The following is a 25,846-nucleotide window of genomic DNA, read 5'->3' as shown; positions in this document are numbered from 1 at the left end:
TTTTGGCTGAATAAAAGAATAAATTGTAAAAATTATTGAAGGAGTATACTAAAGGCGTGGGACATTCTCATCCCACGCCTTTGTTTATTCGATTACTCTCGGTTGCTAAACTTGCACATAAGACCACGCAAAATGCCCTGGCCTTTTTTCTCTTGGGCTTGTGCCTGCTGCTCAAAGGCAATTTGGGCATCGATGGCATGGGTGTTTTCAATCACCACAGGCACATACTGGCCATCATTGCGCAACACGCGGGATTTGAGATTGTCTTTTAAAATCAAGTCCAAAGCAGCCATGATTTCCTTGCGCAATTCCATATCCAAAATAGGCGCGGCAATTTCCACACGACGGGTCAAGTTACGGGTCATGCAGTCGGCACTGGAGATATAGACACGCAAATCGCCACCAGTGCCAAAGGCATACACACGATGGTGCTCCAAATATTTGCCCACCAAAGACACCACTTTGATGTTTTCCGTCTCCCCTGCAATGTCGGGAATGAGGCAACAAATACCACGGATAATCAAAATCACTTCCACCCCAGCACAGCTGGCTTCTTGCAACTTATGAATGGTGTCCACCTCGGTCAGGCTGTTCATTTTAATCAAAACCCGTGCGCTTTGCCCATCGATGGCCTTTTGGATTTCCCCATCAATCTGGTCAAAAATCTTGTTTTTCATAGAATGAGGCGCCACCATCAAATGCTCATAACTGCCAGAGAGATTGGACACCAGCATATTGCGGAAAAAGGCATCTGCATCGGTGCCAATGCCTTTGTGTGCCGTCATCAACGAGAAATCCGTGTACAATTTAGCGGTTTTTTCATTGTAATTGCCAGTGCCAATTTGGGTGATGTACGAAATGGAGTCGTTTTGTTTATAGGTGATGAGGCAGATTTTAGAGTGGATTTTATAGTCTTCAAAACCGTAGTAAATCTTGCACCCTGCCTCTTCTAGCATATTTGAGAAGTCGATGTTGTTCTGCTCGTCAAAACGGGCACGTAATTCCATAATCACCACCACCTCTTTGCCGTTTTCAGCGGCATTGCACAGGTGCTCCACCAACTTTGCCTCACTGGCTAAACGGTAAATAGTGATTTTAATGGCCACCACAGACTTATCCCGAGAGGCCTCTTCCACCAAGCGCAAAAAAGGCTCCATGGAGTGGTATGGATAGTGCAGTAGCACATCTTTGTGGCGCACGAGCCGTGTCATACTGCGCTGCCCTGCCACCGCCAAGGCTTGACATGGTTCATAGGGGCTGTAGCAGAAATTTTCCTTTTGCCCTTTGGTGAACCAAGAGGGCATTTTGAACACAAAACTCATGTCCAATGGCGTTTTGGAACGGAAGGTTTGCTCTGGGATAATTTCCAGTTGCTCCTGCATATAGCGAATGATGGTGCTGTCCACCTTTTGCATGGTCTCTAGCTTCACAGGCGCAAGGCTATTACGCTTTTTCAGCAATTGCTTCATGCGGTCACGGTAGTCACTTTGCCCCATGACCTCATCGTCCATTTGAATGTCAGCGTTACGGGTGATGGTGATGGTAGCTTTGTCCAAAACACGGCAATTGGGGAACAGCTCTTCCACCAAATCGTACACCAAGCGTTCCACATACAACAGCTTGCGTTGGTTGGTCACGCGCAACACACGCTCCGCGCGCGCTGGGATGGGTACCAAGCCAAAATATTGCTTTCCCTCTTTTTCTAGCAGCAAAACAATATTCATTGTTTTGTTTGGAATATGAGGCAACGGATGGGTTAAATCAATAATTTGTGGGGATAAAAGTGGTAAAACCTCTTGGTTGAAATAAGTCTTTGCCTGTCTTTTTTCCACCCCACTCAGCTTTTTGTAAGAGGTAAATTCAACACCTGCGTGAGAAAATTCCTCTTTGATTTGGCGATAAATTTCATCACGGCGGCGGCTGAGCACCTCGGTTTGGGCATAAATTTTTTGCAGTTGCTCTTGGGCGGTCATGCCACTACGTTTGTCAATCAAGGTAGGGTCATACAAAATAGAATCAGCCAAGGAGCCCACACGAATCATATAAAATTCATCTAGATTGGAGGAATAAATCGCCACAAATTTCAGCCGCTCATACAAGGGCACAGTGCGGTCAGCCGCTTCTTCTAGCACGCGTTGGTTAAACTTCAGCCAAGACAATTCTCGATTTTGGGTATAACTTGGAAGATTTTGTTCCATAGTCTTTCTCTCTTTCTATCATTTCAAAGGCAACAGATTGGCATATAAATACCCTTCTCGCACCCCATATTGGCTGACCTCAACGCCTTTGATGTCAAAATATCGCACCAGCGTGCGCAAAATGGTCAGGCCTGTTAAAATGGTGCGCAGTCGATCTGGCACCACATCTAAAATCACTTCAATACTGCGGCTCATATCATCAGACAACACATCATACACCTCATCAATTTGGAACCGAGAGATGTGGTGATGGCCTGTGGGCAAATCGTAAATATGGTCGGAGATCTTGCAGGCTGCACGAATGGTGCCTCCCACGCCACAGGCAGTTTGCCCCTTGGAAATTTCCACATCACCAAAGGCATTCTCCACCGCTTCTAGAACTGCTTTTTTAATTTTCTTACGCTCTTTTCGCTCCGGTAAAAAGCCCTCTACAAACTGGGCATAGCTGTTGAGCGAGCCAATGGGGATGGAGACAGCTTTGGTGATTTCTCCCCCTTCAAACAAGACGATTTCCGTAGAACCACCGCCAATGTCAAGCAAAATCCCTTGCTCCATCGCCACCTGCTTGGTGGCACCGATGAAGTCCAAACGGGCTTCTTCTTCCCCTGTGATAATGGTCACGTCCATCCCTGTACGGTGGCGCACAATGTCCAGAATTTGCTGACGATTTTCCACATTGCGCAAGGAAGCCGTGGCAAACACAGACACAGGCTCTGTTTCAAAATTCACCAAAGTGTCTTTGAATTTTTCTAAAGTGGTGCATAATTTTTCCACCCCAGCTTGGGTCATTTTCCCCTCGCTCACATGATTGGCCAAACCAACCATGGCTTTTTTCGTGAACAAGGTCTTCACGGCAAAGCCGTCATAGTCGTACACACACAAGCGCAGGGTGTTGGACCCCACATCAATGACAGGATACATCATCAGCCATCACTTCCTTTTCATAATTCTTCATTATATATTGTACCACATCTTTTTTGAAAATACTGAGAAATCAATGTAAAATTTATGTCAAATTTGGAAAGATTACTCTAAAAAGTTTCTCTTGACAAATGCTGTCAAGAGGGGTATACTAATCCCAACTTCATCAATGTAAACCTATGACAAAGAAAAGTAGCAGGTCACAAACCCTTTTAGAGAGCCTTGGATGGTGCAATCAAGGCAGGGGGCGCCCATGTGAATGGTCTTTGGAGGGCGGCTTGAAATGGCAAAGAATACAATCTTTCCAGAGTAGGTGCCGACGGGTCCCCACCCGTTATCCATCGGGCGCTTATGATGGTAAGCGAAGCGAGTGGGCGTTGTATAACGTCAATTTGGGTGGTATCGCAGGAGTATGGCTCTTGTCCCTTAGTTTGGGATGAGTGGCCGTTTTTTTATTGTCTTTTTTAAAAACACTCCACAACGGACTTGGAATCCCCGTTCATCTGCCACCAAAACACACTATATTACTTTGGAGGATCCTATTATGAAAAACCTGAAAAAACTGTTCTCTGCCGCTCTGGCACTCACCATGGCACTGTCTCTGGCCGCCTGCAGCAGCTCTGACGACACCGCGACTACCACCACCGAAACCACCACCGCCGCCCAAGAAGAAACCGAAGCCACCAAGAGCTATAAAATCGCCATTGTCAAGCAACTAGACCACGCATCTATGGACGAAATCGCCAACGCTGTGGCAGCTGAATTGGATGCTTCTGATTTAAACGTAACCTATGAACACTTCAGCGGTCAAAACGACACCTCTGTGCTCCAACAAATCGGCGCACAACTGATTGCTGATGGTTACAACGCCATCATCCCCATCGGCACCTTGGCTGCCCAAGCCATGGCAGTTGCCGCTGAAGACACCCAAACCCCCGTGGTTTATGGCGCCGTGTCTGACCCCGAAAGCGCTGGCCTGACTGGCATTTCCTACATGACAGGCACCTCTGATGCCCTGAACACTGAATTCATGATGGACATGATGCTGGCCGCCAACCCCAACATTGAAACCGTAGGCTTGCTCTACTCCACCTCCGAAGTCAACAGCGCTGTGCCCATCGCCCAAGCCAAAGCCTATTTGGATGCTGCTGGCATCGCCTACATTGAAAAAACTGGCAACACCAACGACGAAGTCATTGCCGCTGTCAACTCTATGCTCGACCAAGTCCAAGCCGTGTTCACCCCCACTGATAACGTGGTCATGGCTGTTGAATTGACCATCGGCGAAACCATGGCCGACGCAGGCATCGCCCACTACGGCGGCGCTGACTCCTTCGTCCGCAACGGTGCCTTCGCCACCGCAGGCGTCAACTATGAAGAATTAGGCGCCAAGTCTGCCGAGATGGCACTGGACATTCTTACCACTGGTGAAGTGCCCGACTTCCACGTGATGGACGGCGGCATCATCACCGTCAACACCGAAACTGCCGCCACCTTGGGTCTGGATTACAGCGTATTCTCTGACATGGCTGGCACTGTGGTGGAAGTGGTAACCACCGTCGATTAAAAACCCTCTGCCAGAAAACAGGCGACCACAGGTCGCCCCTACATCAAACCATCCCATGCCCCTCACCTGTTTGGTGAGGGGTCATGTGGCGAAAGGAGCACCTTCTCCCTATGACAACCATACTCATTGCCGCCTTAGAAGCTGGCTTTCTCTATGCCCCTGTGGCCATGGCGCTGTTTTTAAGCTACAGCATTTTAGACATTGCCGACTTGACCACCGATGGCTCGTTCACCTTAGGTGCCGCCGTGTCTGCAGTGGTGTGTTTGGCTGGACATCCTATTTTGGCATTGCCTATGGCCATGGTCACCTGCGCTGTGGCTGGTGGCGTGACAGCAGTGCTCCAAACCAAACTGGGGGTGCCGTCTATTTTGGCTGGCATCATCACCAACATCGGACTCTATTCCATCAACATCATGGTGATGGGCTCTAGCAACAAGTCTATTTTCCAAGTGGACACCATTTACACCTTGTTTGCCACCACTGGCATTGCCAACAGCAAGCTAGTGCTGGTAGGACTCATCGTTGTGTGCGCAGCCGCCTTACTCATTGCCTTTTTGGGCACCCGTCTTGGCCTTTCCATCCGTGCCACTGGAGACAACATCCACATGATGCAAGCCTCTTCCGTCAACCCTGCGTTCACCATCACCGTGGGGCTGTGCATGGCCAACGCCATGACGGGGCTGTCTGGTGCCATGGTGGCACAATACAGCAAAAGCGCCGACGTAAACATGGGCACTGGCATGGTGGTCATCGGTCTGGCGGCGCTGATTATTGGGGAAACATTAATCGGCAAAGGGTCTATGGTGCGCCAATGTTTGGCAGTCGTGCTAGGCTCCATCCTCTACCGTGTGCTCTATGCGCTGGCACTCCGTGCCAATGTACCTGCTGAATACATGAAGCTGGTGACCGCCATCATCGTGGGCTCTGCCATTGCCGCTCCCACAGTCAAAGCCTACATCGCCTTCCAAAAGTCCAAACGGATGGCCATTGCCAAAAGGAGGAACCCACCATGCTAAGAGTTGAATCCATTTGCAAAACCTTTAATGCTGGCACGGTGAACGAAAAAACCGCCTTGAACAACCTCTCTCTGGTGATGAACGATGGGGATTTTGCCACCATCGTCGGGTCCAACGGGGCAGGGAAATCCACCTTATTCAACGCCATTGCTGGACTTTTCTACTGCGACGAAGGGGCAATCTACCTTGACGACACGGACTTGACCTACCTGCCAGAATACAAGCGCAGCCGCATCATTGGACGCCTATTCCAAGACCCCATGAAGGGCACTGCCCCTCACATGACCATTGAAGAAAATCTTGCTCTGGCCTATCTCCGCAGTTCTACTGATGGGGTGAAGGGGCTGTTTTGCCGCATGAGCAAGGCAAACAAAGCCTTATTCCAAGAGCGACTGTCTCAACTGAATATGGGTTTAGAAGACCGCATGAAACAACCTGTTGGCTTGCTCTCTGGCGGTCAACGCCAAGCCTTGACCTTGATGATGGCAACACTGGTGGCACCCAAGCTGTTGCTCCTAGACGAGCACACCGCCGCCCTAGACCCTGCCACCGCCGAAAAAGTGCTGGAAATCACCAAAACTGTGGTGCAAACCCACAACATCACCACCTTGATGGTAACCCACAACATGACCCATGCGTTGGAATTGGGCAACCGCACCTTGATGATGGACTCTGGGAAGATTATTTTGGACATCGCAGGCGACAAGCGCAACGGCCTCACCGTGGATGACCTTCTGAAACAATTCCAAGTGGGCACAGGCAAAGCCCTAGACAACGACCGTATTTTGCTGTCGGACTAAAAAAACTAAGAACTAAGAGTGAAGAGTGAAAAACTATCGGGAACCGATTTCGTTCCGTAGTTTTCCACTCTTCGTTTTTAGCTTTTAGTTTTATGCAAAGCTCACCGTGGAGCTATCGTTGTCCACGATGCAGACATAACTGTGACCTGCCGCCAAATCCAAAGGCACGCCATCGGCATCGGTGTAGGTCAAGGGGCTGTACAAATCTGCCTTATCCCATGTGATTTCCATGGCCTCACCGCCGTAGAAATACCAACCAGTGCCGCTGTAACCAGACAAGTTCATATCCAAACGGCCTTCTGTATCCCCAGCAATGGTCCAGATATTGGCCTCTAGCACCAACACATTGGTCACCACCACGGTTTCATCGGTGTTGCCGTCGATATAATCGCCGCCATATTGCCCCACAGCGTAACCAACAGCGTCCTCATCATAGGTGAAGGTACCTGTTTTATAACTGCTGAATTTCACAGAAATATCCGTGGCACTTTCCCCCAAAAAATCTGGCTCATAGGTAAAGGTCAAGCCGCTGTCCACGACTTCATCACGCACCGTTTCATAGCGACCACCGTCTAAATACTCCAAAATGGCCTCCCCAGAGGTGAGCATACTGTGCTCATACCCAGCGGTGGCACGGCGGTCAGCGTCTCGCCAGAAGATGGCGGCATCACTGCCACCGTTGACCCCATCCATGTTGTCCACGTCGTAAGTTGCCAAGTCAGCATAGGCTTGAGGGCTGCCACCAGCGTGGACATACAGGGCATCCAGCCCCAACGCCAGCTCGATATAATAGTGGCGTGAACTGCGAATACTGCCCAAATTCCCCACATCTTCCACCGATTGGAACACCGCCAGCATACGGGTGATGCCGCCTTCGGCAGGCACTTCATAAATAATATCCGCCTGTGACACCCCCAGCTGGGGCATAGCCACCTGATGGTTGTTGAGCATCACCGCAATGGGGCGGTTATACAGGGCGTCTGCCTCCATCTCCAGACCCGTCAACGGGTTTGCAATTTCAGGGATCACCACCTCTGGTTCAGGTTCTGGTTCTGGTTCAGGTACCACCTCTGGTGACACGGTTTCCACAACCTCTTCCTCTTGTTCTACCTCTGCACTGCCACAGCCGTTCAGTCCCAGCATCATGGCCAGTGCGAGCAATATACACATTCTTTTTTTCATGGTTTGCGCCTCCTGTTTCTCTCTTCTTCCAGAGTACCAGTCTATGACACTTCCGTCAAGATATATGGATAAATTTTTCAAATTTCTCTGTACAAAACCACCTCACTTGCGGTATACTGTATTTGTTAAGAATTACGCATTTCTCATCCCGAAAGGAGACGTTGCCATGAATCGTCCCGGTTTTATCCAAGACCAACTGGAATTAAAACTCCTGATTTTATACATCACTGCCCGTCTATCCCAGCCCATCCCCTATGAAACCCTCTGGGATTTGACTCTTTGTGACACCGCCATCGACTATTTTGAGTTTACTGAATGCCTCACTGATTTGGTGCGCACCGAGCATTTGATTATCGACATCGACGACTTATACACCATCACAGAAAAAGGACTGCGCAACAGCAAAATCTGCCAGTCCACCCTGCCCTATTCTGTCCGTGTACGATGCGACACCAATGTAAAGGCCTGTAACCGCCGCATGAGCCTTGAACAACAAGTCCAAGCCAGCCACAGCCCTCGAGACAACGGCACCTTCACCGTGTCTTTAAACCTGACCGACGATATGGGCAGTGTCCTCGCCCTCAACGCCATGGTCATCACCGAGGACATGGCAAAAGATGTGGAAAAACGATTTTTAGAAAATCCACAACAGTTGTATCAAAAGGTGCTAGACGTATTGCTGGCACCAGAGGAAGAAGAAATAGAAACTAAAGACTAAAAAATTGTAGGGAATGGTCTTGACCATTCCGTCCCCCACGGTAAATGCACCTCGGGAGGCGGAACGGTCAAGACCGTTCCCTACGTTTATATGGGGTAAATTCTACACCATCATTACCGTTTCAACACCACATTTTCTTGTCCCAAAATGTTGCTCAATTCTTGTAGCAACTCATCTTGGATTTGACAACTGGTGCCCATCTGCTTGCGGGTGTCTGCCATCAGTAAGGTCACAGGCACATTCCCAGGGAACATTTGCAGCGTTCTACGGACTTGCTCTGTTTGGCTGTCTTCCCAGCTGGGGCATTTCAAATAGAGCCGTTTGGGCGCCCCTGCCTCCGCTGGTTTCACTGCTGGCAAATGCTCAAGGGGCGTGACCCGATTGCACAGCATTTGGGGGGCTTTTTCATCTCGCACTGACAGCTTTCCTTCCATCAATATGCTTTGATTTTCCTGCAAATAACTGCCACTGGCCTCTAGCGTCCGAGAAAAACACAAAGTTTCCATCGATCCTGTTGCATCTTCTAGCACCACATAGGCCATCAAGCTTTGGTTTTTGGTGGTTTTGGTTTTGCTAGAGGTGACCACCCCTGCCAACTTGACATATTGCCCATCTTGGAATCGTGTAGACCCACCTTCTTGCGCGAAATCTTCTAACACCGCACCGATGGTGGGTAACCCCATTTGGCGCACTTGTTCCCGATAATCGTCCATAGGGTGCCCTGAAATATACAGCCCCATGGTTTCTTTTTCCATGGTCATCAGTTCTTTGGCACTAAACTCTGGGATGTTGGGCAGAGACACCGCCGCAGGTGGTGGGGCAGGACCGTCCCCCATGGCCATGGCAAAAAAGTCTATTTGCCCATCTAAATTCTGCTTTTTCCGCACCCCTTCTCCATCCATCACCGACTCGAACACAGCCAAAAGCTGTGACCGCTTGGCACCAAGGCTGGCAAAGGCACCAGCACGGATCAGATTTTCCACAGCACGCTTGTTCATATCCAAGCCTGTCATCCGTTGGCAGAAATCTTGAAGTGATGTGAAATCACCGCTTTTTTCTCGCTCATCCATCATCCGCAGAATAAATCCCCGACCGATATTTTTAATGGCCACCAACCCAAAGCGAATGCCCCCGTCTTCCACGGTGAAACAGTCGCAAGAACGGTTGATATCCGGGGGATACAGTGGAATATTGCACTCTTTGCACTCGTTGATGTACATAGAAACCTTGTCTGAGTTGTCTAGCACGCTAGAGAGGAGTGCCGCCATGTATTCCGCAGGATAATGACACTTGAACCACGCCGTTTGATAGGCCACCACCGCATAGCTCACAGCGTGGGCCTTGTTAAAGGCGTAGTTGGCAAAGTCGTAAATCTCTTGGTAAATCTTCTCCGCAATGGCCTGTGGAATGCCGTGGTTCACACAACCTGCAATGTTGCGCTCTGGGTCACCCAAGATAAAGGCCTGCTTTTCCTTTTCGATTTCCTTGGCCTTTTTCTTGGAGATGGCACGGCGCACCATGTCTGCCTGTCCCAGTGAATAGCCAGCCAAACGGCGAAAAATTTCAATCACCTGTTCTTGGTACACAATACATCCATAGGTAATGGACAAAATCGGCTCCAATGTCTCGTGCAGATAGACAATATTCTTGGGATTGTGCTTGCAGGAGATAAACCGCGGAATACTTTCCATAGGGCCGGGGCGATAGAGGGCGATAATAGCCGTTAAATCTTCAATATTTTGGGGTTTTAAGCCCACGCAAACCCCTGTCATACCAGTGGATTCCATTTGGAACACACCTGAGGTACGTCCACTGCCAATCATTTCAAAGGTTTCCGTATCGGTTTCACTCACATCAGCCATGGAGAAGTCTGGACGGTCTCGCCGCACCATTTGAATGGCATCTTCCAAAACCGTCAAATTTCGAAGCCCCAAAAAGTCCATTTTCAGCAAGCCCAATTCTTCCAATGTAGTCATCACATATTGGCAGACCAAGGATTCATCATTTTTCGCCAAGGGTACATATTCGTACACAGGACGCTTGGTAATCACCACACCTGCGGCATGGGTAGAGGCATTGCGAGGCATCCCTTCCAGAGATTGCGCCATGTCAATCAAAGCTTTCACTTGGGGGTCAGCGTTGTATAAATCCGCCACAGGCTTGCTCAGTTTCAAGGCTTCTTTCAAGGTAATGTGCAGGGCATTTGGCACCAGTTTGGCGATGGTATCCACTTGGGCATAGGGCATATTCATCACCCGACCCACGTCACGGAGCACGCCCCGTGCCGCCATGGTACCAAAGGTGATGATCTGGGCAACACGGTTGTTGCCGTATTTTTGGCGGACATATTCCACCACTTCCCCACGGCGTGTGTCTCCGAAATCCATATCGATATCGGGCATGGACACACGCTCAGGGTTTAAAAACCGTTCAAAATACAGGTTATAGGCTGCAGGGTCAATGTCGGTGATGCCCAGACAATAGGACACCATGGAACCTGCTGCAGAGCCACGGCCAGGGCCAACGGGAATGTTGACACTACGAGCATAGCGGACGAAGTCGGAGACAATGAGGAAATAGTCGGTAAACCCCATTTGCTCAATCATATCCTGCTCGTATTTCAGTTGTGGCAGGTGGGCATCGTCGTCGCCATAACGCTCACGATACCCCTCCATGCACAGCTCTTTCATGTAACCAAAGGCGTCGTACCCTTCTGGCAACGGAAACTCTGGCAAGTGATACTTGCCAAAAGTAAACTCCAAATTACACAAATCCGTAATTTTTTGAGTGTTTTCAATAGCCTCTGGATAGGCGGCAAATAATGTTTGCATTTCTTGCTCAGAGCGCAAATAGAAATTCCGTGGCTCATAGCGCATACGATTTTCATCGTCTAGTAGTTTCCCAGTCTGGATGCACAGCAACACATCATGAGCCTCTGCATCTTCTTTGCGGAGGTAATGCGCATCGTTGGTGCACACCAAAGGAATACCTGTTTCCTCATGCAAGCGGACAATTTCTTGGTTCACTGCCACCTGTTCTTTGATGCCGTGGTCTTGGAGTTCTAGGTAAAATCGGTCTTCCCCAAACAGCTCTGCCATTTCCAGCGCATAGGCTTTGGCGGCCTCGTACTGGCCTTGCATCAGCTGCTTGGGAATTTCCCCAGCCAGACAGGCCGATAGCGCAATCAGCCCCTTATGGTGCTCTTTAAGCAGGTCTTGGTCAATGCGAGGACGGACATAAAACCCATCTGTCCAACCCTTAGACACCAAGTAGGACAGGTTTTGATACCCATCCTCATTTTCGCAGAGTAGTACCAAATGACGGCTGGATTTGTCGTATTCATGGACTTTGTCTGTGTGCTTGCGCCCTTGCGCCGCCACATACACCTCACAGCCGATGATGGGCTTGATGCCCTCAGCCTTGCAAGCGCGGTAAAAATCCACGCACCCGTACATGACCCCATGGTCGGTGATGGCGCAAGCCGTTTGCCCCATCTCTTTGACCACCTTTGGCAGGTCACGGATGCGGCAAGCGCCGTCTAGCAAGCTAAACTCGGTATGGACGTGTAGATGGGTAAATGGCATAGCTTCAGTTCCTTTCGCTAACTAAAAACGAAGAGTGAATGACTAAAAACTGTCCGCTTCGGTGGGATAGGAGCGGCGGGGGCAAGCCCCCGCCCTACGGTTAGCTCTATGTAGGGTGGGGGCTTGCCCCCGCCGTCGTTCTTTTCACTCTTAGTCCTTAGTTCTTAGTTCAATCAAATCTTTCCTTGTTCTTTGAGGAATTTCTCTACAAGTTCCACAGCCGTGACAATCATCAAATCGCAGTGCTTGGTGATGCCCAGAGACACTGCCGCTGGGGTGGCTTCACTGGGGGACGAGGGGTCTTGCAACAGGTCATGACATCGCAAATGACGGAATTGTTCTTTAAATTGGGTTTGGACAATTTTCCCATGGCCCATGGTGCGTTTTTTGCTCCCCACAGGGTCTGCTGGGTCAACAGGATACATCAATCCCAACACAGCAACGGCACCCACCACAGCGCCACACATTTCGCCCATACCTGCCCCAAAGCCAAAGCCAGAGGTGGCATTGAGTGCCTGTTCCACAGGGAAAGGCAAGTCATTTTCAAAGGCCCACACCACAGATTGGGCGCAGTTATAGCCTTGTTTATGATAAAAATCAGCGGTTTCATAACGATTCATTGGTTTCATCTTCCTTTGTTTTTTTATATAATTCCATCAACTTACGCAGTCGATGGCTCAGCCCTGACTTGGTCATGGGCGGATTAAACTCTTCAGCAAGCTCCGAGAGCGCCATAAAGGCATTTTCTTCTCTAAGTCGCGCAGTTTCTTGCAATTTCTCTGGTAAGGTTTCCAAAACGCCATGGTCACGGAGATAGGCGATGGCTTCCACCTGCTCTTGGGCGGCAATCACCGCCTTGTCCACGTTGGCGGTGTCGCAATTCATGCGACGGTTGACCTTGTTGCGCAGTTCTTTTTCCATTTTGGCATTCATCACGTCCATGGCAGCAGAACGGGCTCCAATCAAGGTCAAAAGTTCTTCAATATGTTGGCTTTGCTTGAAATAAGTGACATAATTCCCCATTCGCACCACACTTTTAGGGATGTACTCCATCTCCAAAAGTAAGGAAGCCATCTCACGGCTTACCTGCAAATGAGAAGTTACCAGCTCCATGTGATACCGCTTGTTGGGGTCCATCATACTCCCGCCAGCAAAGAAGGCCCCACGCAAAAAGGCAGCGCGACAGCAAGGCTCTTCCAGCATGGCAAAGTTTACATGGAGCACCACTGTTTGCATCGGATCAAAACCCAAAGCGTCTAGAATATGGGCAATTTTATCTTGATCGGTGATTTGAAAGACCAATTTCCCAGCTTGCCCTTTTTCAGGGTAACGGTCAAAGCGCATGGAAAATGCCTTTTGAAACAGCTTGGGTAAGCGACTGGCGAAATTGGGATTTTCCGTCACAATCCGTATTTCATAGGGGCTAAACGTGTTGCAATAGAGCAAAATACCATAGGCTTCTGCCTTAGCACAACAGTTGCGAGAAATATTCAAACGACAAATTTCGTTTTTGGTATCGTAAGAAAAGGACATAGGCTCTCCTTTCTATGTAAATGGTGCGTATCAAGGCGGCGGGGGCTTGCCCCCGCCGTTTTTTCATCAATCTTCAATCTGATACGCCTTGGTATCACGGCCAGCGATACGGACATGGCGTTGGGCGTGGAGCATCAACAGCTCCCGTGCCAAATCCGTTGGATTGTGACGCACGTGACCGTCTTCATCCACCATGGCCACAGGCCGCACCACCAACTCCACACCCATTTGGGCACACCGTTCCACATCGTTACAAATGGGCGCAGAGCCCTCCAAGGCGTAGCGCTGTGCCACCGCCTTCGCTATGGGGGAATTGTTCCCAAGGCACAGGTCAAACAACCCTGCTTTGGCATGTTGAAACACAGCTTCCACATGATCGCCTGCCGTGTATTCTTCTGTTTCGCCGGGTTGGGTCATCACATTACATATGTAAATTTTCAGCGCAGATGACCCTTCAATGGCCTCCACCATCCCTGAAACCAATAGGTTGGGGATGATGCTGGTGTATAGGCTGCCTGGGCCAAAGACAATCATATCTGCCTCAGCAATGGCATCTAGCACTTGGGGCAATGGTTCTGGGTGTTCTGGCTGTAAGCTCACCTGTTGAATACGGCTCCCTCTGGCCAACTTGGCTTCCACCAATTCACATTCGCCCACCACTTGCTCCCCATTTTCAAATTGAGCGCATAACTGCACATCGCTGGTGGTGACCGGCAACACTTGCCCTGTCACAGCCAACACTTGGCTCATGCGGCGCACTGCCATATCAAAGCTAGGGGAAATACCGTTGAGGGCAGCTAAAAATAAGTTCCCAAAGCTTTGCCCAGCCAAACGCCCTTCTTGAAAGCGATAGGCCATCAGCTCCGTCATCAAAGGCTCTGCATTGGCAAGGGCTTCTAAGCAGTTGCGAATATCACCTGGCGGTGGCATCCCCAAATCAGTGCGCAAATGACCAGAGCCACCCCCGTTATCTGACACGGTGACAATGGCGGTCAAGTGGCTTGTATACTGTTTTAACCCCCGTAGCATATTGGACAATCCATGTCCACCACCAATGACCACAATCCGTGGCCCTTGGTTCGGCTTTGGGGCATACAAAGGAAGCTGTTCCATGGTTGCGCCTCCTTATTTCATAATGTCACGGTGAATTTGGCTCACTGAAAAACCAGTTTGCTCCACAAATTCTGCCACAGCCCGTGTCAACGACACCGAGCGGTGATGTCCCCCTGTACAGCCGATGGCAATCACCAGCGAGGACTTGCCTTCTGCCACATACCATGGCAAAGAAAAGCCCAACAGGGATTTAAGATGCGCCACATAGTCGGTGCTTTGAGGAAAACTCATGACATAATCGTAGACTTCAGCGTCCAATCCCGTTTTATGGCGCAGGTCGTCAATATAAAAGGGATTGGGCAAAAACCGCACATCAAACACCAAATCCGCCTCCAAGGGGATGCCATGTTTAAACCCAAAGGACACCACCTGCACCTCCATGTTGGCACCTTCGTCCTCCCCTACAAACAGCCGCCCCAGTTGGGCGCGCAGTTTGGCAGTGGCTAGGTCGGTGGTGTCGATGATATAGTCCGCGCGCTGGCGCATGGTGCTCATCAAGTCAATTTCTTGGTTGACAGCCTGCTCCAAGGTGGTGGTTTCATTGGCCAAAGGATGGCGCCGACGGGTTTCTTTATACCGCTTAATAATCGCCCGTGGGGTGGCTTCCAAAAACAACAGTTTGCAAGAAACCCCACTGCTAGAGAGCACATTGAGCACCGCAAACAGCTCCTCAAAAGACTCTCCTGTCCGCACATCACACACCAGCGCCACACGCTGATAACGGCTAGAGCCTGTGGCGCAAAATTCTGCAAACTTTAAAATCATAGCCGCTGGCAGATTGTCCACCACAAACACACCCATATCTTCCAAAAAAGACGCAGTTTGGCTCTTACCACCGCCAGATAAACCCGAAATAATTAGTATTTCCATAGTTTCACTCCGTTCCCTATATCATCGTAGAGCGGGGGCTTGCCCCCGCCGTTTCCCGATGGTTGCCGTGTGATACGGCGGCGGGGGCAAGCCCCCGCCCTACAATTATTCGCACAATATCCGCACTTCCGCTTCCAACTGCACCCCAGTTTCAACCAACACTTTCTCTTCCACGGCTTTCATCAGTGCCAGCACATCGCTACAAGTCGCGCCACCACGGTTGATGACGAAGCCAGCGTGTTTTTCTGATACTTGGGCGCCGCCAATGGTAAAGCCTTTCAGGCCACACTGTTCAATCAATGCCCCTGCAAAATGCCCCTCTGGACGCTTAAACGTACTGCCTGCATTGGGATATTCCAAGGGCTGTTTGTCTTTGCGTTTGCCAATCAGCTCCACCATACGGCTACGGATTGCAGCTTTGTCGCCCACTTGCAACTGCAAAACCGCTTCTAGCACCACCCAATCTGGATGGTCTTGCAAAATACTATGGCGATATCCAAAGTCCATGTCCTCACAAGGCAACGTCACCACCCCACGTTCTGGGTCTAGCACCGTCACCGATGCCACCACTTGGCACAACTCACCGCCATAGGCGCCAGCATTCATCACAATGCCGCCCCCCAATGAACCGGGGATGCCGTGGGCAAATTCCACCCCAGTGAGCCCTTGCTTTTGGGCAACATCTGCCATCCGCGCCATGGTGGCACCAGCTTGGACTTGCAAGCGATTGCCCTCTAACACGGTGACCCCTGTCAAGGCCGCTGTGGTGTCGATGACCAGCCTATCAAGGCCTCCATCTCCCACCAACAGGTTAGAGCCTTTGCCAATGACCATCGGTCTGGCTCCGCAATCTGTCGCCAAATGCACCAACAGCACCAGCTGTTCCACAGTGACAGGATAGGCCATACGCCCTGCGTTGCCACCCACTTTAAAAGAAGTGTGCTCTGCCATGGGCACATCACGTTCCCAGTGTAAATCTGGCAAATTTTCTGGTATTACGGTGTCAAATTGGGTATACCAAGTCATAAAATCCTCCGATTAAACTAAAAGCTAAAAGTGAATAGTGAAAAACTATTACGAGAGGCGGACAGAGGCAAGCCCTGTCCCTACTCAAATATCGTAGGGACAGCCTTTACGGCTGTCCGCCGTTCCTATCCCACCCGTGGCGGATAGTTTTTCACCTTTAGCCTTTCATAGTACTTGCTTCAACAGCGCCGCCCCTAAAATCCCTGCGTCGTTGCCCAGTTGGGCTTTCACCACACGGGTGGGGGTGCCTACGTTGGCGGCATAACAGCTGCTCTCCACCATCTTTGCCAATGGTTCCATCAGCAAATGGGCTGGGGCATCTGCCACACCACCACCAACAGCCAAAACTTCAGGCTGCAAAATACTACACAAATTGGCAGCACCACAAGCCAAATACTCCACATAAGTGTTACACAGCGCCACCGCCACAGCATCACCTGTCAATGCAGTGTCAAAGGCTGTGCGACCACTGACGCCACCCTGTTCTTGGGCAACCGTGTGCAAGGCAGAATCTGGATGGGCGGCCATAGCCTCTTTGGTTAAGCGAATGAGGCCTGTTGCCGAGGAGTAGGTTTCCCAACAACCATGACGGCCACAACCACAAGGCGCACCATCTTTTTCGATGACCATATGCCCCACTTCACCCACCATGCCACCGCCAGAATACAGCTTACCACCCACGATAAAGCCACCGCCAACGCCAGTGCCTAAGGTAATGATGGTAAAATCTGTGGTGCCACGTCCAGCCCCTAGGAGATATTCCCCCACGGCGGCGCAATTGGCATCATTTTCCAAGAGCACAGGCACATCAATTTCCTTGCGGAACAAAGCTTCCACGGCCACGCCTTGTAAGGGTAAATTACAAGTATAAGTGATTTCCCCAGCCTTGACCGCACCAGGAATCCCCATGCCCACATAGTCCAATGTGGCAGGGTCAACACCTTGTTTGGCGCAGACAATGCGACACAAATCCACCAGTTGGGCTACAAAATCTTCTGATTTTTCAAAAGGTGTCACAGGCCACTTTTCCACGGCCAACATCTGCCCATCTTTGCTGACCAAGCCAGCTTTTAAATTGGTACCGCCAACATCAATCCCCACTAACATGGCGCATCCTCACAGTCTGTCGGCTTGTTCGTCTACACGGCGCGCCAGTTCAGCAGCGGCATTGAAGCCGTAACGACGATGACGGTTGTTCATAGCGGCTACGTCCACGATACTGGCTAGGTTTCGACCGGGACGGACAGGGATGGTGACGATGGGCACTTGCACACCCAAAATGTCAGTATAGTGGTCATCAATACCCAAACGGTCATAGAATTTCTTTTCATCCCATTGCTCTAAGTGTACCACCAAATCGATGCGAGATTCCAGCTTAATGGAAATCAAACCGAACAGTTGGCGCACATCGATAACACCGATGCCACGGAGTTCAATATAATGGCGAATCAGCTCAGGGGCTTGCCCCATCAACTGGTCAGACACCAAGCGAATTTCCACCGCATCGTCTGCCACTAGACGGTGGCCACGACGAATCAGCTCGATGGCAGTTTCACTTTTACCCACCCCAGAGTCCCCCGTGATCATCACACCTTCACCGTGGATGTCCATCAGCACACCATGACGGGTGATGCAAGGTGCCAGCACATGGTTCATAGTTTCAATGAAGCGGCTGGTAAAGTCCACGGTGGTCTCTTTTACACGAAGGACGGTGCAGCTATGACTTTGGGCACTTTCCAAGCATTCTGGATAGCATTCCATTTCACGGCAAATCACCAAGGCTGGAATGTTGCGAGAAAACAGGCCATCAAAGCAAACCTTGCGTTGTTCAGAGGTTAAACCCTTGAGGTACATGGTTTCTGCTTTGCCCAGCACTTGCAGACGGTCGGGATCAAAGTAATCATAAAATCCGTGCAACTGCATACCGGGGCGGTTCACATCGGAAATAGTCAAGGCTGCAGTTTCATATGCGTCACCACAGTTCAAAACCTCCATGTTGTAAGAGGACACCAGATCAGAAATCTTCAAGCCAGGATTTTTCATAAGTTGTGTTTCCTTTCTTTTTAACAAAGTACATTTCTACACTTATATTATATAGTAACCACCGTCATTTCGCAACACTCTGCCGCCTATCTTTTGGAGAGATTTTGAGCTTTGAAAAAAAGTTGAAAAAAATTTTGACTTTTTTCCATTTTCCTATTGCATTTTGTCTTGTAATCTGGTATTATATCAGCTGTGCCTATGAATAGGCGCGGATTACGCAACAGCAAGGAGGTGCAACGGATGGCTAAGTGCGAGTTTTGCGAAAAGGGTGTGGCCTTTGGTATTCAAGTTTCTCACTCTCACAAACGTTCCAACCGTACCTGGAAACCTAATGTGAAACGTGTGAAAGCAATCGTCAGCGGTACGCCCCGCCATGTGTATGTTTGTACCCGGTGTATGCGTTCTGGCAAAGTGACCAGAGCTGTTTAACTAGGACGACGACTATGAATCCCGAACCGAATGGTTCGGGATTTTTTCGTTCAGGTCGTCAAAAAAATCACCCTTATACAAAGTTTAAAAATTTTGCAATTTCATTAAATTTTGATTGTTTTTAGCTGGAAAAATTTCGGATTATGGCGATTGATTTTATTCGAGGTAGGCTCCGCCCTAAGAGCCGCCTTCGGCGGTTGGGCGACCAAACAGCCTTGCGAGGCTAGTCAAGCTCCCCCGTCATAGATTTTTTCGTTATTATTTCAGCACCAAAGTTTCAAAAATCAATCGCTCCGTCTGTTCATACTCTTGTGGTGTGGACAGGCGGCGCATTTTTTTATCCAATTTTTGATTGTCTGCAAATAGATGTATCATGGAATACCATAATTCTTTCATCCGCTGGGCGGCGGCACCTTTGTGACCATAGGCGGCTTGATAGCCTGCATATAGCGTGGCGGTGAAGCGTTGTAGTTCCTCCCGTGTGGCAGGCGCCCCCCCGTTGAGTTGACGGAGTAAAGCCGGGTTCCCTACCACACCACGACCAAACATGATTGTTTCCACATTTGGGTATTGCAAACAAAATCTTTCCACATCTGCCACAGTAAATAAGTCACCGTTGTAGGTCAGCGGCAGACTGGTATTTGCAATCCCATAGGCAAAGGCTTCAGGACGGACAGGGTATTTGTAAAAGTCCTTTTGCACACGGGGATGAATGGTCAAGCGATGGATGGGGTATTGATTGAACACGTTTAAAATGGCAGGAAATTCATCATGATGTTCCACGCCCACCCGTGTTTTCACCGAGATGGGGAGAAGATTGTTCGCGAACACCCCTTCCAAAAAGTCGTCCAAAGCAGTAATATCTGCCAGCATTCCAGAGCCTTTTCCCTTGGCCGCTACGGTGCCTGAGGGACAACCTACGTTGATATTCAACTCCGTGAACCCACGCTCTGCCACCTGCTGCTGCGCCCACAGCACCTGCGTTGGGTCTTTGGATAGCACTTGAGGGATGACCACAATGCCTGCATTATGCTCTGGCGATAAGTCTCTGGCTTCCTTGGTGGACAGCTTTCGCTCTTGGGTGGGGGAGAAAAACGGTGTGTAATAACAGCTGGCCCCACCAAAAATGTCATGGTGCGCCTTGCGATAAATAAACGTAGTAATGCCCTCTAAGGGCGCGACTTCCCAGTGCATGGTGTGTCCTCCTTGTGTGATTTATTTGCTCCCCGTAGGGCTGGGCGGAAATGGCACTACATCGTGCGTACACCGCGGCGGGATGTGGGCATCCCGCCCTACCCAAACCGCCCCAATCCATGGCACCGCACACATCCGTAGTGTGGTATCCGTAGGGTGGTACCTGTCCGTCCCCAACGGACGACCACAGGTCACCCCTACGGCAGTGTTTCCCTACCTTACACCACCCGTCGTAGGGACGACCTGTGGTCGTCCGCATGGATTGCAATGTGTATCGGTCGGCGGAGATAAAAGTGAAAAAGTAATAAGTAATAAGAAAAAATCCTGAGTAGTAAACTACTCAGGATTTTTGGTGACCCGGCGGAGATTCGAACTCCGGACCCATTGCTTAAAAGGCAATTGCTCTGCCAGCTGAGCTACCGGATCAGGGAAAATTATAATGCCCAATGGGCATTATAATTTGGCAGGGACGGCTGGATTCGAACCAACGAATGCCACAGTCAAAGTGTGGTGCCTTACCGCTTGGCGACGCCCCTATATCATTTTTTTGAAGTCTGGGAATGGTTACCCATTCCCAATCTTCGTGTGGGGTGGGTAATGGGTCTCGAACCCACGACCTTCGGAACCACAATCCGACGCTCTAACCAACTGAGCTATACCCACCACATAAATGGTTTTGCTAAACGACACTCCAAGAAAATGGCACGCCAGAAGGGACTCGAACCCCTGGCCTACTGCTTAGAAGGCAGTTGCTCTATCCGACTGAGCTACTGGCGCAAATATTGGAGCAGGTGACGAGAATCGAACTCGCATCCCCAGCTTGGAAGGCTGGTGCCCTGACCATTGTGCTACACCTGCGTCGGCCTGACTCAGAAATCGTCAGCTCAATTATATTACCACATCTTGCAACACTTGTCAACATTTTCTTTTGAAAATTTCAAAGTTTTTCTTGAACACTTGTCCGCATCTGTGAGATACGAGCGTTAGTATACCACGAGATTTTTATTTTTACAAGTGTTTTTTGAAAAATTTTTTATTTTTTTATTTCCTACGCCAATTATTGGAAAAACGCTCCGCCGACAAAGGCTGTCGGCGGAGAAGATAGGTCACGCTAGAATTATTCTTCGCTGTAGTTTCCCGTGGGCAAGGCCTTACCTGTATGCTCACGGATGGCCGTTTGGAACATCTCTTCCGTGTGACGGATGGATTCTTCCAAGGTGTATTGCTTGGCATGCTCTGCATAGTGGACTTCCATGGCTTTGCGTTCTTCTTCATGGTCGATCCACCAATCGATTTGCTCTGCAAGGCTATCGCTGTTACCAGCTTCAAACAAGCTCCGCTGGGTCAGGGCAAATTGAGGGGTGGCCGAGCGCTCAGAGTTGGCGATGATGGGCACCAAGCCGCTGGCAAAGGCCTCCATGCAGCTCATGGCCTCAATTTCAGCATCAGAGGTATGGACATACAAGTCTGACATAGCCAGCACTTCAATGAGCCGTTCTTGGGAATAAAAATCCATGACAATGGGGTTTTGCAGTTTCTCTGCCATTTTGCGATATTTCTTCTCCAGAGGCCCTTTGCCTGCCAAAATCAGTTGAATTTGGTCAGCGTGTTTGGCCTTGGCACAGGCTTCTAGCAACAAGTCTTGCCGCTTTTCGCCAGCATAACGCCCCACCATGATGATGTTAAACTTCCCAGCCATCCAATCTTCCTTGTCCCGCTTTTGATAAACAAAGTTAGGGCTGATGCCGTTGGAAATCACGTGTAGCTTGGCGGTGTACCCATGGTCACTGAGCTGATTTGCAATCATGTTACTGGGGCAATGGATATGGGTAAACTTATTGAAAAAGGTATCGCGGAAACGGTTGTACACAAAGTCGTTGACGCGCTTACTGTTGCCCATTTTCAATGTATAGGTGATATTTTCTGGTTGACAATGGAAGGCGGCAGTGTGGGGAATCCCCAATTTACGCACATGGCGCAAGCCCATGATGGCCAAGGGGGATGGCATCATAAAATGCACCACATCTGCCCATGCGGCGGCCTTTTCAAAGGCGTGACGGCTGGGCATGGCAAAGCGCATCCCTTGGCTGGAAATCAAATGATCCACCACTGGAGTAAACTTCAACTGGCGCACAGCGTATTTATAATCGGTGGGGTGACCACAGGCAATGACACGCACTTGGTTGCCATGGGCCGCCAAGGCTCTGGCAAAACGACGGGCACTGATGGTAGTGCCGTTATTGGCGTCATCAAATTGGTCGATGACTAACACGATTTTCATAATAGACTCCTTATGACGATTAGGCGGTTAGCTATTTTGGGTCTGTAGCGCTTGGCGCAAAGCCTTAGACAGCTGGTCTGGACATGACGTGGAGCGAGGGCCGCAAGAAATGCCCTCCATACGGGCAATGGCTTCCTTGGCATCCATCCCTTTGATTAAGCTAGAAATACCAGAAAGGTTCCCGTTACAGCCGCCAGTGATGACCACTTGCTCAATAATGCCATTTTCATCTAAAGTCACTTGCATCCCATTGGAACATACGCCTTGGGGTCTAAATTGAACGGTTGTAGACACAATACTTACTTCCTTTTCTTTTTTCAGTTTTCTTCTTTTGTGTATCCAACATACCATATACCCTTGGAAAAGGCAAGGGATTTTACCGTTTTGTTACGATTCGTAACAATTATTTAACCAATTCTTCCCTATTTCCCCTTGACTTTACTATAGCCATATGATACACTCACTCTGTCCTTGAGGGAGTAGTCAGCACAAGTTGTGCGATAAGTCAACAATCTCGCTCTGTTTCAAAGAGCTGGCTTATCTTAATAGATGAGACTCAAGTATGGCTTTTATGGCTATACTTGTATTGTTTTTTAGCAACAGGTACTGCCTGTTGCTTTTTTATTTTGAAAGGATATACTCTATGAATGTTTCCATTGGTGTCATTATTGCTTTGTATCTCTTGGTGGCCACTTGTTTGGTGCTATTGTCTGACAAGGCCTCGGTCTATGTGGACTTACTGGACAAGAAAACCACCTTATCTGGTGCCTTCATCGGCGGCGTCATGCTTTCGGCTGTCACATCGTTGCCAGAGCTATTTACCAGCATTTCCTCTGCACTGCTTCTCGACAAGCCCGGTCTTGCTATGGGCAATATTCTAGGTAGCAACTTGTTCAATCTGGTTATTTTATCCATTTTGGTTCCCTTGTTCCTCACCACATTTACCAAAGTCAACATTGCTAAGAGTCATTTTATGGTGGGGCTATTCACATGGCTCATTTTTGGTGCATTGGCTTTGAACTACACTGGTATATTAGACCTCAGCCTAGCCTCCATTTCTTTGACTTCTGTTGTCATCATTGTATTATATGTATGTGGTATTCGTTGTTTGTCTCAAGAAGAGTCTTCTTTCGAAGATGGCGACGACCAAAATCCTTTGACTGTCCAGCAAGTGCTCCTGCGGTTTGTAGTTGTGGCAGTGGGCATCGTCACTTTGAGTATTTGCATCACCTATCTCACCGACGACATTGCCACCACCTTCAACCTTGGTAACGGCTTGGCTGGGGCTCTGTTTTTGGGCATCGCCACGTCCCTGCCTGAGCTGGCTTCCTCTATCGTACTGTTCCGCATGGGCAACTATAACATCGCCATCGGCAATATCATTGGTAGCTGTATCTTTAACTTCATGATTCTAGGCTTTACCGACGTACTCTATTTGGGGCACGGGATTTATGATTTCTCCGATCCCAAAACCATCAACCTGCTATTTTTCGGTGCCATTGCCACGCCTTTGTTCTTGCTGATGACTCGCTATAACAAAAAAAGCGTCTGTATCGCCACTTCTGTGGGCATCATCGCCTGTTACTTGGCCTTTTTGGTGGTGTAACCCATGAACAATTTAGCCCAGCCCATCACCCCACGATTTTTATTTCGCTTTACCCTACCCAATGTGATTATGATGGTCTTCAACGCACTCTATGTGATTGTGGATGGTGTTTTTGTGTCTAATTTCGTAGGCACCAATGCCTTGTCAGCGGTCAACATTGCCTATCCCATGCAGTCCGCTGTGTTGGCAATGGCCATTATGTTGGCCACTGGCGGTAGCGCCGTTGCCGCCAAACAAATGGGGCAAGGCAACGCTGAAAAGGCACGCAACACCTTTTCCCTTCTCATCGCCACTGGCCTTATCATCGGTTTGCTCATCGGGGCAATCACCTTGCTATGCACCTCTTCGCTGGTGGTGTTTCTCGGGGCAAATGATGCCATTTATGGCTATTGCTACGACTATTTGCATATGCTGGGGTATTTCTTCCCTTTATCCATGTTGCAAATCATGTTCCAATTCCTGTTCGTCACCGCTGGTCGCCCCACCTTGGGATTGGTCTCCATCGCCATGGGTGGGCTGAGCAACATTGTGCTAGACTATGTGTTCATCGTCCAACTCAACATGGGCATCATGGGCGCTGGCCTTGCCACAGGGGTGGGCTTTACCTTGCCAGCCCTGTTCGGCTTGGTGTATTTCGCCGTGTCACGGCAAGGTGCACTCTGGTTTGTGCGCCCTAGCTGGGATGGGGCATCCATCATAAAAGCCTGCACCAACGGTGCATCTGAAATGGTGAGCAATTTGGCCATCTGCGTGTCCACATTGCTTTTCAACTTACTGATGATGCACCATGTGGGCGAAGATGGCGTAGCAGCCATCACCATCGTCCTCTACGCCCAGTTTTTGTTTAATGCCGTGTACTTTGGTTACTGCGGCGGCATGGCGCCCTTGGTGTCCTACAACTACGGTGCTGGGGACACTGGCCATTTAAAGCAGCTCTATACCATGAGCCTGCGCTTTGTTCTCACCTCCTCACTGGTGACCACGGTGGTGGCCTTTGCCAGCGCTGGGACTGTGGCAACCCTGTTTGCCAGCGCCAGCCAAGAGGTGTATGATTTAACGGTGACAGGGCTACACCTGTTTGCTGTGGGTTTTTTGTTCATGGGGTATAATTTGTTCGCCTCCAACTTTTTCACAGCACTGTCCAATGGCAAAGTATCAGCCACGTTATCCTTTATACGCACGATTGTGCTGATTGTCGGCGCACTGATTGTGATGCCACATTTATGGGGTGTGATGGGTATTTGGCTGGCATTACCTACGGCAGAAGCTCTCTCAACGATGATTTCATGGGTGCATTTCAAGAAATATCAAAGCCAGTATGGCTACTAAACCCTTGATTTTACTAGGTTTTTCAGGTGTTCATAAAAGCTTCACAAAAAAATTTTAAAAAAATCTAAAAAAAATCTAAAAAAAAGCTTGCATTTATGAAAAGCCTGTGCTATTATAAATAAGCTGTCTGGTGCACGACACACGAGCGACACCAACGAGCACAGCAGATGCGCCCTTAGCTCAGCTGGATAGAGCGTTTGGCTACGGACCAAAAGGCCGGGAGTTCGAATCTCTCAGGGCGTACCAAAAATCCGAGTAGATTGATTCTACTCGGATTTTTTCTTTTTACGCATTGGTTGGCGCAACATATCATTTTTCTTCTTGACCGTATCTGCCAAAGCTAGTACAATATTAAATACAAACCTCCCACACAACGATTGTATGGAACCACTTCTACCGCTCGCCTACTCTCACCAATGGCGTTACACACAAATGC

General features: G+C 49.4%; 21 protein-coding genes, 6 tRNA genes and 1 other annotated feature. Of the genes, 8 read left to right on the top strand and 19 right to left on the bottom strand.

The window, feature by feature from the left end; genetic code table 11:
- Positions 1–92: 92 nt before the first annotated feature.
- The gene (gene ppk1 / locus RFF05_RS16630; protein WP_409968124.1) at positions 93–2,198 is read right to left on the bottom strand and encodes a polyphosphate kinase 1; all 2,106 of its coding nucleotides are present in this window, start codon (positions 2,196–2,198) and stop codon (positions 93–95) included.
- Positions 2,199–2,216: 18 nt separating this feature from the next.
- Complete coding sequence (locus tag RFF05_RS16625; protein ID WP_409968123.1) at positions 2,217–3,122, bottom strand: phosphatase; 906 nt, start codon at positions 3,120–3,122, stop codon at positions 2,217–2,219.
- A gap of 167 nt (positions 3,123–3,289) precedes the next feature.
- Positions 3,290–3,549, top strand: a binding site (T-box leader).
- Positions 3,550–3,663: 114 nt separating this feature from the next.
- On the opposite strand from RFF05_RS16625, the gene RFF05_RS16620 reads away from it, so the two are divergent.
- From RFF05_RS16620 to RFF05_RS16610, 3 genes are all read left to right on the top strand, one after another.
- Positions 3,664–4,686: an ABC transporter substrate-binding protein gene (locus RFF05_RS16620; RefSeq protein WP_409968122.1), complete on the top strand. Its 1,023-nt coding sequence runs from the start codon at positions 3,664–3,666 to the stop codon at positions 4,684–4,686.
- Positions 4,687–4,796: 110 nt separating this feature from the next.
- Positions 4,797–5,702, top strand: coding sequence for an ABC transporter permease (locus tag RFF05_RS16615; protein ID WP_409968121.1), 906 nt, complete (start codon positions 4,797–4,799; stop codon positions 5,700–5,702).
- Positions 5,696–6,502: an ABC transporter ATP-binding protein gene (locus tag RFF05_RS16610; protein WP_409968120.1), complete on the top strand. Its 807-nt coding sequence runs from the start codon at positions 5,696–5,698 to the stop codon at positions 6,500–6,502. The genes RFF05_RS16615 and RFF05_RS16610 overlap by 7 nt, the downstream gene beginning before the upstream one ends.
- Before the next feature lie 90 nt (positions 6,503–6,592).
- Here the strand turns inward: RFF05_RS16610 and RFF05_RS16605 are convergent, their stop codons facing one another.
- A complete protein-coding gene (locus tag RFF05_RS16605; RefSeq protein ID WP_409968119.1) occupies positions 6,593–7,684 on the bottom strand; it encodes a DUF3048 domain-containing protein in 1,092 nt (363 codons plus the stop codon).
- 166 nt (positions 7,685–7,850) lie between these two features.
- On the opposite strand from RFF05_RS16605, the gene RFF05_RS16600 reads away from it, so the two are divergent.
- Positions 7,851–8,402, top strand: a complete 552-nt coding sequence (locus tag RFF05_RS16600; RefSeq protein ID WP_409968118.1) for a DUF4364 family protein — start codon at positions 7,851–7,853, stop codon at positions 8,400–8,402.
- Positions 8,403–8,515: 113 nt separating this feature from the next.
- Here RFF05_RS16600 and RFF05_RS16595 read toward each other — a convergent pair whose 3' ends face one another.
- The 8 genes from RFF05_RS16595 to hprK all read right to left on the bottom strand — a co-directional run bounded on the left by RFF05_RS16595 (position 8,516) and on the right by hprK (position 18,571).
- Positions 8,516–11,986 carry a DNA polymerase III subunit alpha gene (locus RFF05_RS16595; protein ID WP_409968117.1) on the bottom strand — a complete coding sequence of 1,157 codons (3,471 nt, stop codon included), beginning with the start codon at positions 11,984–11,986 and terminating at the stop codon, positions 8,516–8,518.
- Between the two features lie 173 nt (positions 11,987–12,159).
- Positions 12,160–12,606: a C-GCAxxG-C-C family protein gene (locus RFF05_RS16590; protein WP_409968116.1), complete on the bottom strand. Its 447-nt coding sequence runs from the start codon at positions 12,604–12,606 to the stop codon at positions 12,160–12,162.
- Positions 12,593–13,519, bottom strand: coding sequence for a DNA-binding protein WhiA (gene whiA, locus RFF05_RS16585; protein ID WP_409968115.1), 927 nt, complete (start codon positions 13,517–13,519; stop codon positions 12,593–12,595). The genes RFF05_RS16590 and whiA overlap by 14 nt, the downstream gene beginning before the upstream one ends.
- 66 nt (positions 13,520–13,585) lie before the next feature.
- Positions 13,586–14,632 carry a uridine diphosphate-N-acetylglucosamine-binding protein YvcK gene (gene yvcK, locus RFF05_RS16580; protein WP_409968114.1) on the bottom strand — a complete coding sequence of 349 codons (1,047 nt, stop codon included), beginning with the start codon at positions 14,630–14,632 and terminating at the stop codon, positions 13,586–13,588.
- 12 nt (positions 14,633–14,644) lie between these two features.
- On the bottom strand, positions 14,645–15,502 hold the full coding sequence (rapZ, locus tag RFF05_RS16575; RefSeq protein WP_409968113.1) for an RNase adapter RapZ: 858 nt from the start codon (positions 15,500–15,502) through the stop codon (positions 14,645–14,647).
- A 105-nt stretch (positions 15,503–15,607) separates the two neighbouring features.
- A complete protein-coding gene (gene murB / locus RFF05_RS16570; RefSeq protein ID WP_409968112.1) occupies positions 15,608–16,528 on the bottom strand; it encodes a UDP-N-acetylmuramate dehydrogenase in 921 nt (306 codons plus the stop codon).
- A 165-nt stretch (positions 16,529–16,693) separates the two neighbouring features.
- Complete coding sequence (locus RFF05_RS16565; RefSeq protein WP_409968111.1) at positions 16,694–17,635, bottom strand: ROK family protein; 942 nt, start codon at positions 17,633–17,635, stop codon at positions 16,694–16,696.
- Positions 17,636–17,644: 9 nt separating this feature from the next.
- Complete coding sequence (hprK, locus tag RFF05_RS16560; protein ID WP_409968110.1) at positions 17,645–18,571, bottom strand: HPr(Ser) kinase/phosphatase; 927 nt, start codon at positions 18,569–18,571, stop codon at positions 17,645–17,647.
- Positions 18,572–18,811: 240 nt separating this feature from the next.
- Here hprK and rpmB point away from each other — a divergent pair, with 240 nt between their 5' ends.
- Positions 18,812–19,000, top strand: a complete 189-nt coding sequence (rpmB, locus tag RFF05_RS16555; protein ID WP_409968109.1) for a 50S ribosomal protein L28 — start codon at positions 18,812–18,814, stop codon at positions 18,998–19,000.
- Between the two features lie 258 nt (positions 19,001–19,258).
- Here rpmB and RFF05_RS16550 read toward each other — a convergent pair whose 3' ends face one another.
- The 8 genes from RFF05_RS16550 to RFF05_RS16515 form a co-directional block, all read right to left on the bottom strand.
- On the bottom strand, positions 19,259–20,194 hold the full coding sequence (locus RFF05_RS16550; protein ID WP_409968108.1) for a tRNA dihydrouridine synthase: 936 nt from the start codon (positions 20,192–20,194) through the stop codon (positions 19,259–19,261).
- 350 nt (positions 20,195–20,544) lie between these two features.
- Positions 20,545–20,620, bottom strand: a tRNA-Lys gene (locus tag RFF05_RS16545).
- 35 nt (positions 20,621–20,655) lie between these two features.
- Positions 20,656–20,730, bottom strand: a tRNA-Gln gene (locus tag RFF05_RS16540).
- Between the two features lie 50 nt (positions 20,731–20,780).
- A tRNA-His gene (locus RFF05_RS16535) sits at positions 20,781–20,857 on the bottom strand.
- A gap of 37 nt (positions 20,858–20,894) precedes the next feature.
- A tRNA-Arg gene (locus RFF05_RS16530) sits at positions 20,895–20,971 on the bottom strand.
- 6 nt (positions 20,972–20,977) lie between these two features.
- Positions 20,978–21,052, bottom strand: a tRNA-Gly gene (locus RFF05_RS16525).
- A gap of 259 nt (positions 21,053–21,311) precedes the next feature.
- Positions 21,312–22,475, bottom strand: coding sequence for a glycosyltransferase (locus tag RFF05_RS16520; RefSeq protein ID WP_409968107.1), 1,164 nt, complete (start codon positions 22,473–22,475; stop codon positions 21,312–21,314).
- A gap of 27 nt (positions 22,476–22,502) precedes the next feature.
- Entirely contained in the window at positions 22,503–22,769 is a 267-nt protein-coding gene (locus tag RFF05_RS16515) for a TIGR03905 family TSCPD domain-containing protein (protein WP_409968106.1), read from the bottom strand.
- Positions 22,770–23,118: 349 nt separating this feature from the next.
- Here RFF05_RS16515 and RFF05_RS16510 point away from each other — a divergent pair, with 349 nt between their 5' ends.
- From RFF05_RS16510 to RFF05_RS16500, 3 genes are all read left to right on the top strand, one after another.
- Entirely contained in the window at positions 23,119–24,081 is a 963-nt protein-coding gene (locus tag RFF05_RS16510; RefSeq protein ID WP_409968105.1) for a sodium:calcium antiporter, read from the top strand.
- A 3-nt stretch (positions 24,082–24,084) separates the two neighbouring features.
- Positions 24,085–25,410: an MATE family efflux transporter gene (locus RFF05_RS16505; RefSeq protein WP_409968104.1), complete on the top strand. Its 1,326-nt coding sequence runs from the start codon at positions 24,085–24,087 to the stop codon at positions 25,408–25,410.
- A gap of 169 nt (positions 25,411–25,579) precedes the next feature.
- Positions 25,580–25,656 (top strand) — tRNA-Arg (locus tag RFF05_RS16500).
- Positions 25,657–25,846: the final 190 nt, after the last annotated feature.

Origin of the sequence: Bengtsoniella intestinalis (assembly GCF_039719005.1) — a bacterium.
GTDB classification, from domain to species: domain Bacteria; phylum Bacillota; class Clostridia; order Oscillospirales; family Oscillospiraceae; genus Oscillibacter; species Oscillibacter intestinalis.
The sequence above is the reverse complement of the archived record's forward strand: the minus strand, read 5'-3'. Positions and strand labels throughout refer to the sequence as shown.

What these genes read in the sequence shown, in the direction of transcription:
- RFF05_RS16565 (WP_409968111.1), bottom strand. Translation starts at nt 17,635, where the DNA reads ATGTTAGTGGGGATTGATGTTGGCGGTACCAATTTAAAAGCTGGCTTG.
- RFF05_RS16610 (WP_409968120.1), top strand. Translation starts at nt 5,696, where the DNA reads ATGCTAAGAGTTGAATCCATTTGCAAAACCTTTAATGCTGGCACGGTG.
- RFF05_RS16510 (WP_409968105.1), top strand. Translation starts at nt 23,119, where the DNA reads ATGAATGTTTCCATTGGTGTCATTATTGCTTTGTATCTCTTGGTGGCC.
- murB (WP_409968112.1), bottom strand. Translation starts at nt 16,528, where the DNA reads ATGACTTGGTATACCCAATTTGACACCGTAATACCAGAAAATTTGCCA.
- hprK (WP_409968110.1), bottom strand. Translation starts at nt 18,571, where the DNA reads ATGAAAAATCCTGGCTTGAAGATTTCTGATCTGGTGTCCTCTTACAAC.
- RFF05_RS16590 (WP_409968116.1), bottom strand. Translation starts at nt 12,606, where the DNA reads ATGAATCGTTATGAAACCGCTGATTTTTATCATAAACAAGGCTATAAC.
- RFF05_RS16615 (WP_409968121.1), top strand. Translation starts at nt 4,797, where the DNA reads ATGACAACCATACTCATTGCCGCCTTAGAAGCTGGCTTTCTCTATGCC.
- RFF05_RS16605 (WP_409968119.1), bottom strand. Translation starts at nt 7,684, where the DNA reads ATGAAAAAAAGAATGTGTATATTGCTCGCACTGGCCATGATGCTGGGA.
- RFF05_RS16520 (WP_409968107.1), bottom strand. Translation starts at nt 22,475, where the DNA reads ATGAAAATCGTGTTAGTCATCGACCAATTTGATGACGCCAATAACGGC.
- yvcK (WP_409968114.1), bottom strand. Translation starts at nt 14,632, where the DNA reads ATGGAACAGCTTCCTTTGTATGCCCCAAAGCCGAACCAAGGGCCACGG.
- rpmB (WP_409968109.1), top strand. Translation starts at nt 18,812, where the DNA reads ATGGCTAAGTGCGAGTTTTGCGAAAAGGGTGTGGCCTTTGGTATTCAA.
- RFF05_RS16620 (WP_409968122.1), top strand. Translation starts at nt 3,664, where the DNA reads ATGAAAAACCTGAAAAAACTGTTCTCTGCCGCTCTGGCACTCACCATG.
- whiA (WP_409968115.1), bottom strand. Translation starts at nt 13,519, where the DNA reads ATGTCCTTTTCTTACGATACCAAAAACGAAATTTGTCGTTTGAATATT.
- ppk1 (WP_409968124.1), bottom strand. Translation starts at nt 2,198, where the DNA reads ATGGAACAAAATCTTCCAAGTTATACCCAAAATCGAGAATTGTCTTGG.
- rapZ (WP_409968113.1), bottom strand. Translation starts at nt 15,502, where the DNA reads ATGGAAATACTAATTATTTCGGGTTTATCTGGCGGTGGTAAGAGCCAA.
- RFF05_RS16625 (WP_409968123.1), bottom strand. Translation starts at nt 3,122, where the DNA reads ATGATGTATCCTGTCATTGATGTGGGGTCCAACACCCTGCGCTTGTGT.
- RFF05_RS16505 (WP_409968104.1), top strand. Translation starts at nt 24,085, where the DNA reads ATGAACAATTTAGCCCAGCCCATCACCCCACGATTTTTATTTCGCTTT.
- RFF05_RS16550 (WP_409968108.1), bottom strand. Translation starts at nt 20,194, where the DNA reads ATGCACTGGGAAGTCGCGCCCTTAGAGGGCATTACTACGTTTATTTAT.
- RFF05_RS16600 (WP_409968118.1), top strand. Translation starts at nt 7,851, where the DNA reads ATGAATCGTCCCGGTTTTATCCAAGACCAACTGGAATTAAAACTCCTG.
- RFF05_RS16595 (WP_409968117.1), bottom strand. Translation starts at nt 11,986, where the DNA reads ATGCCATTTACCCATCTACACGTCCATACCGAGTTTAGCTTGCTAGAC.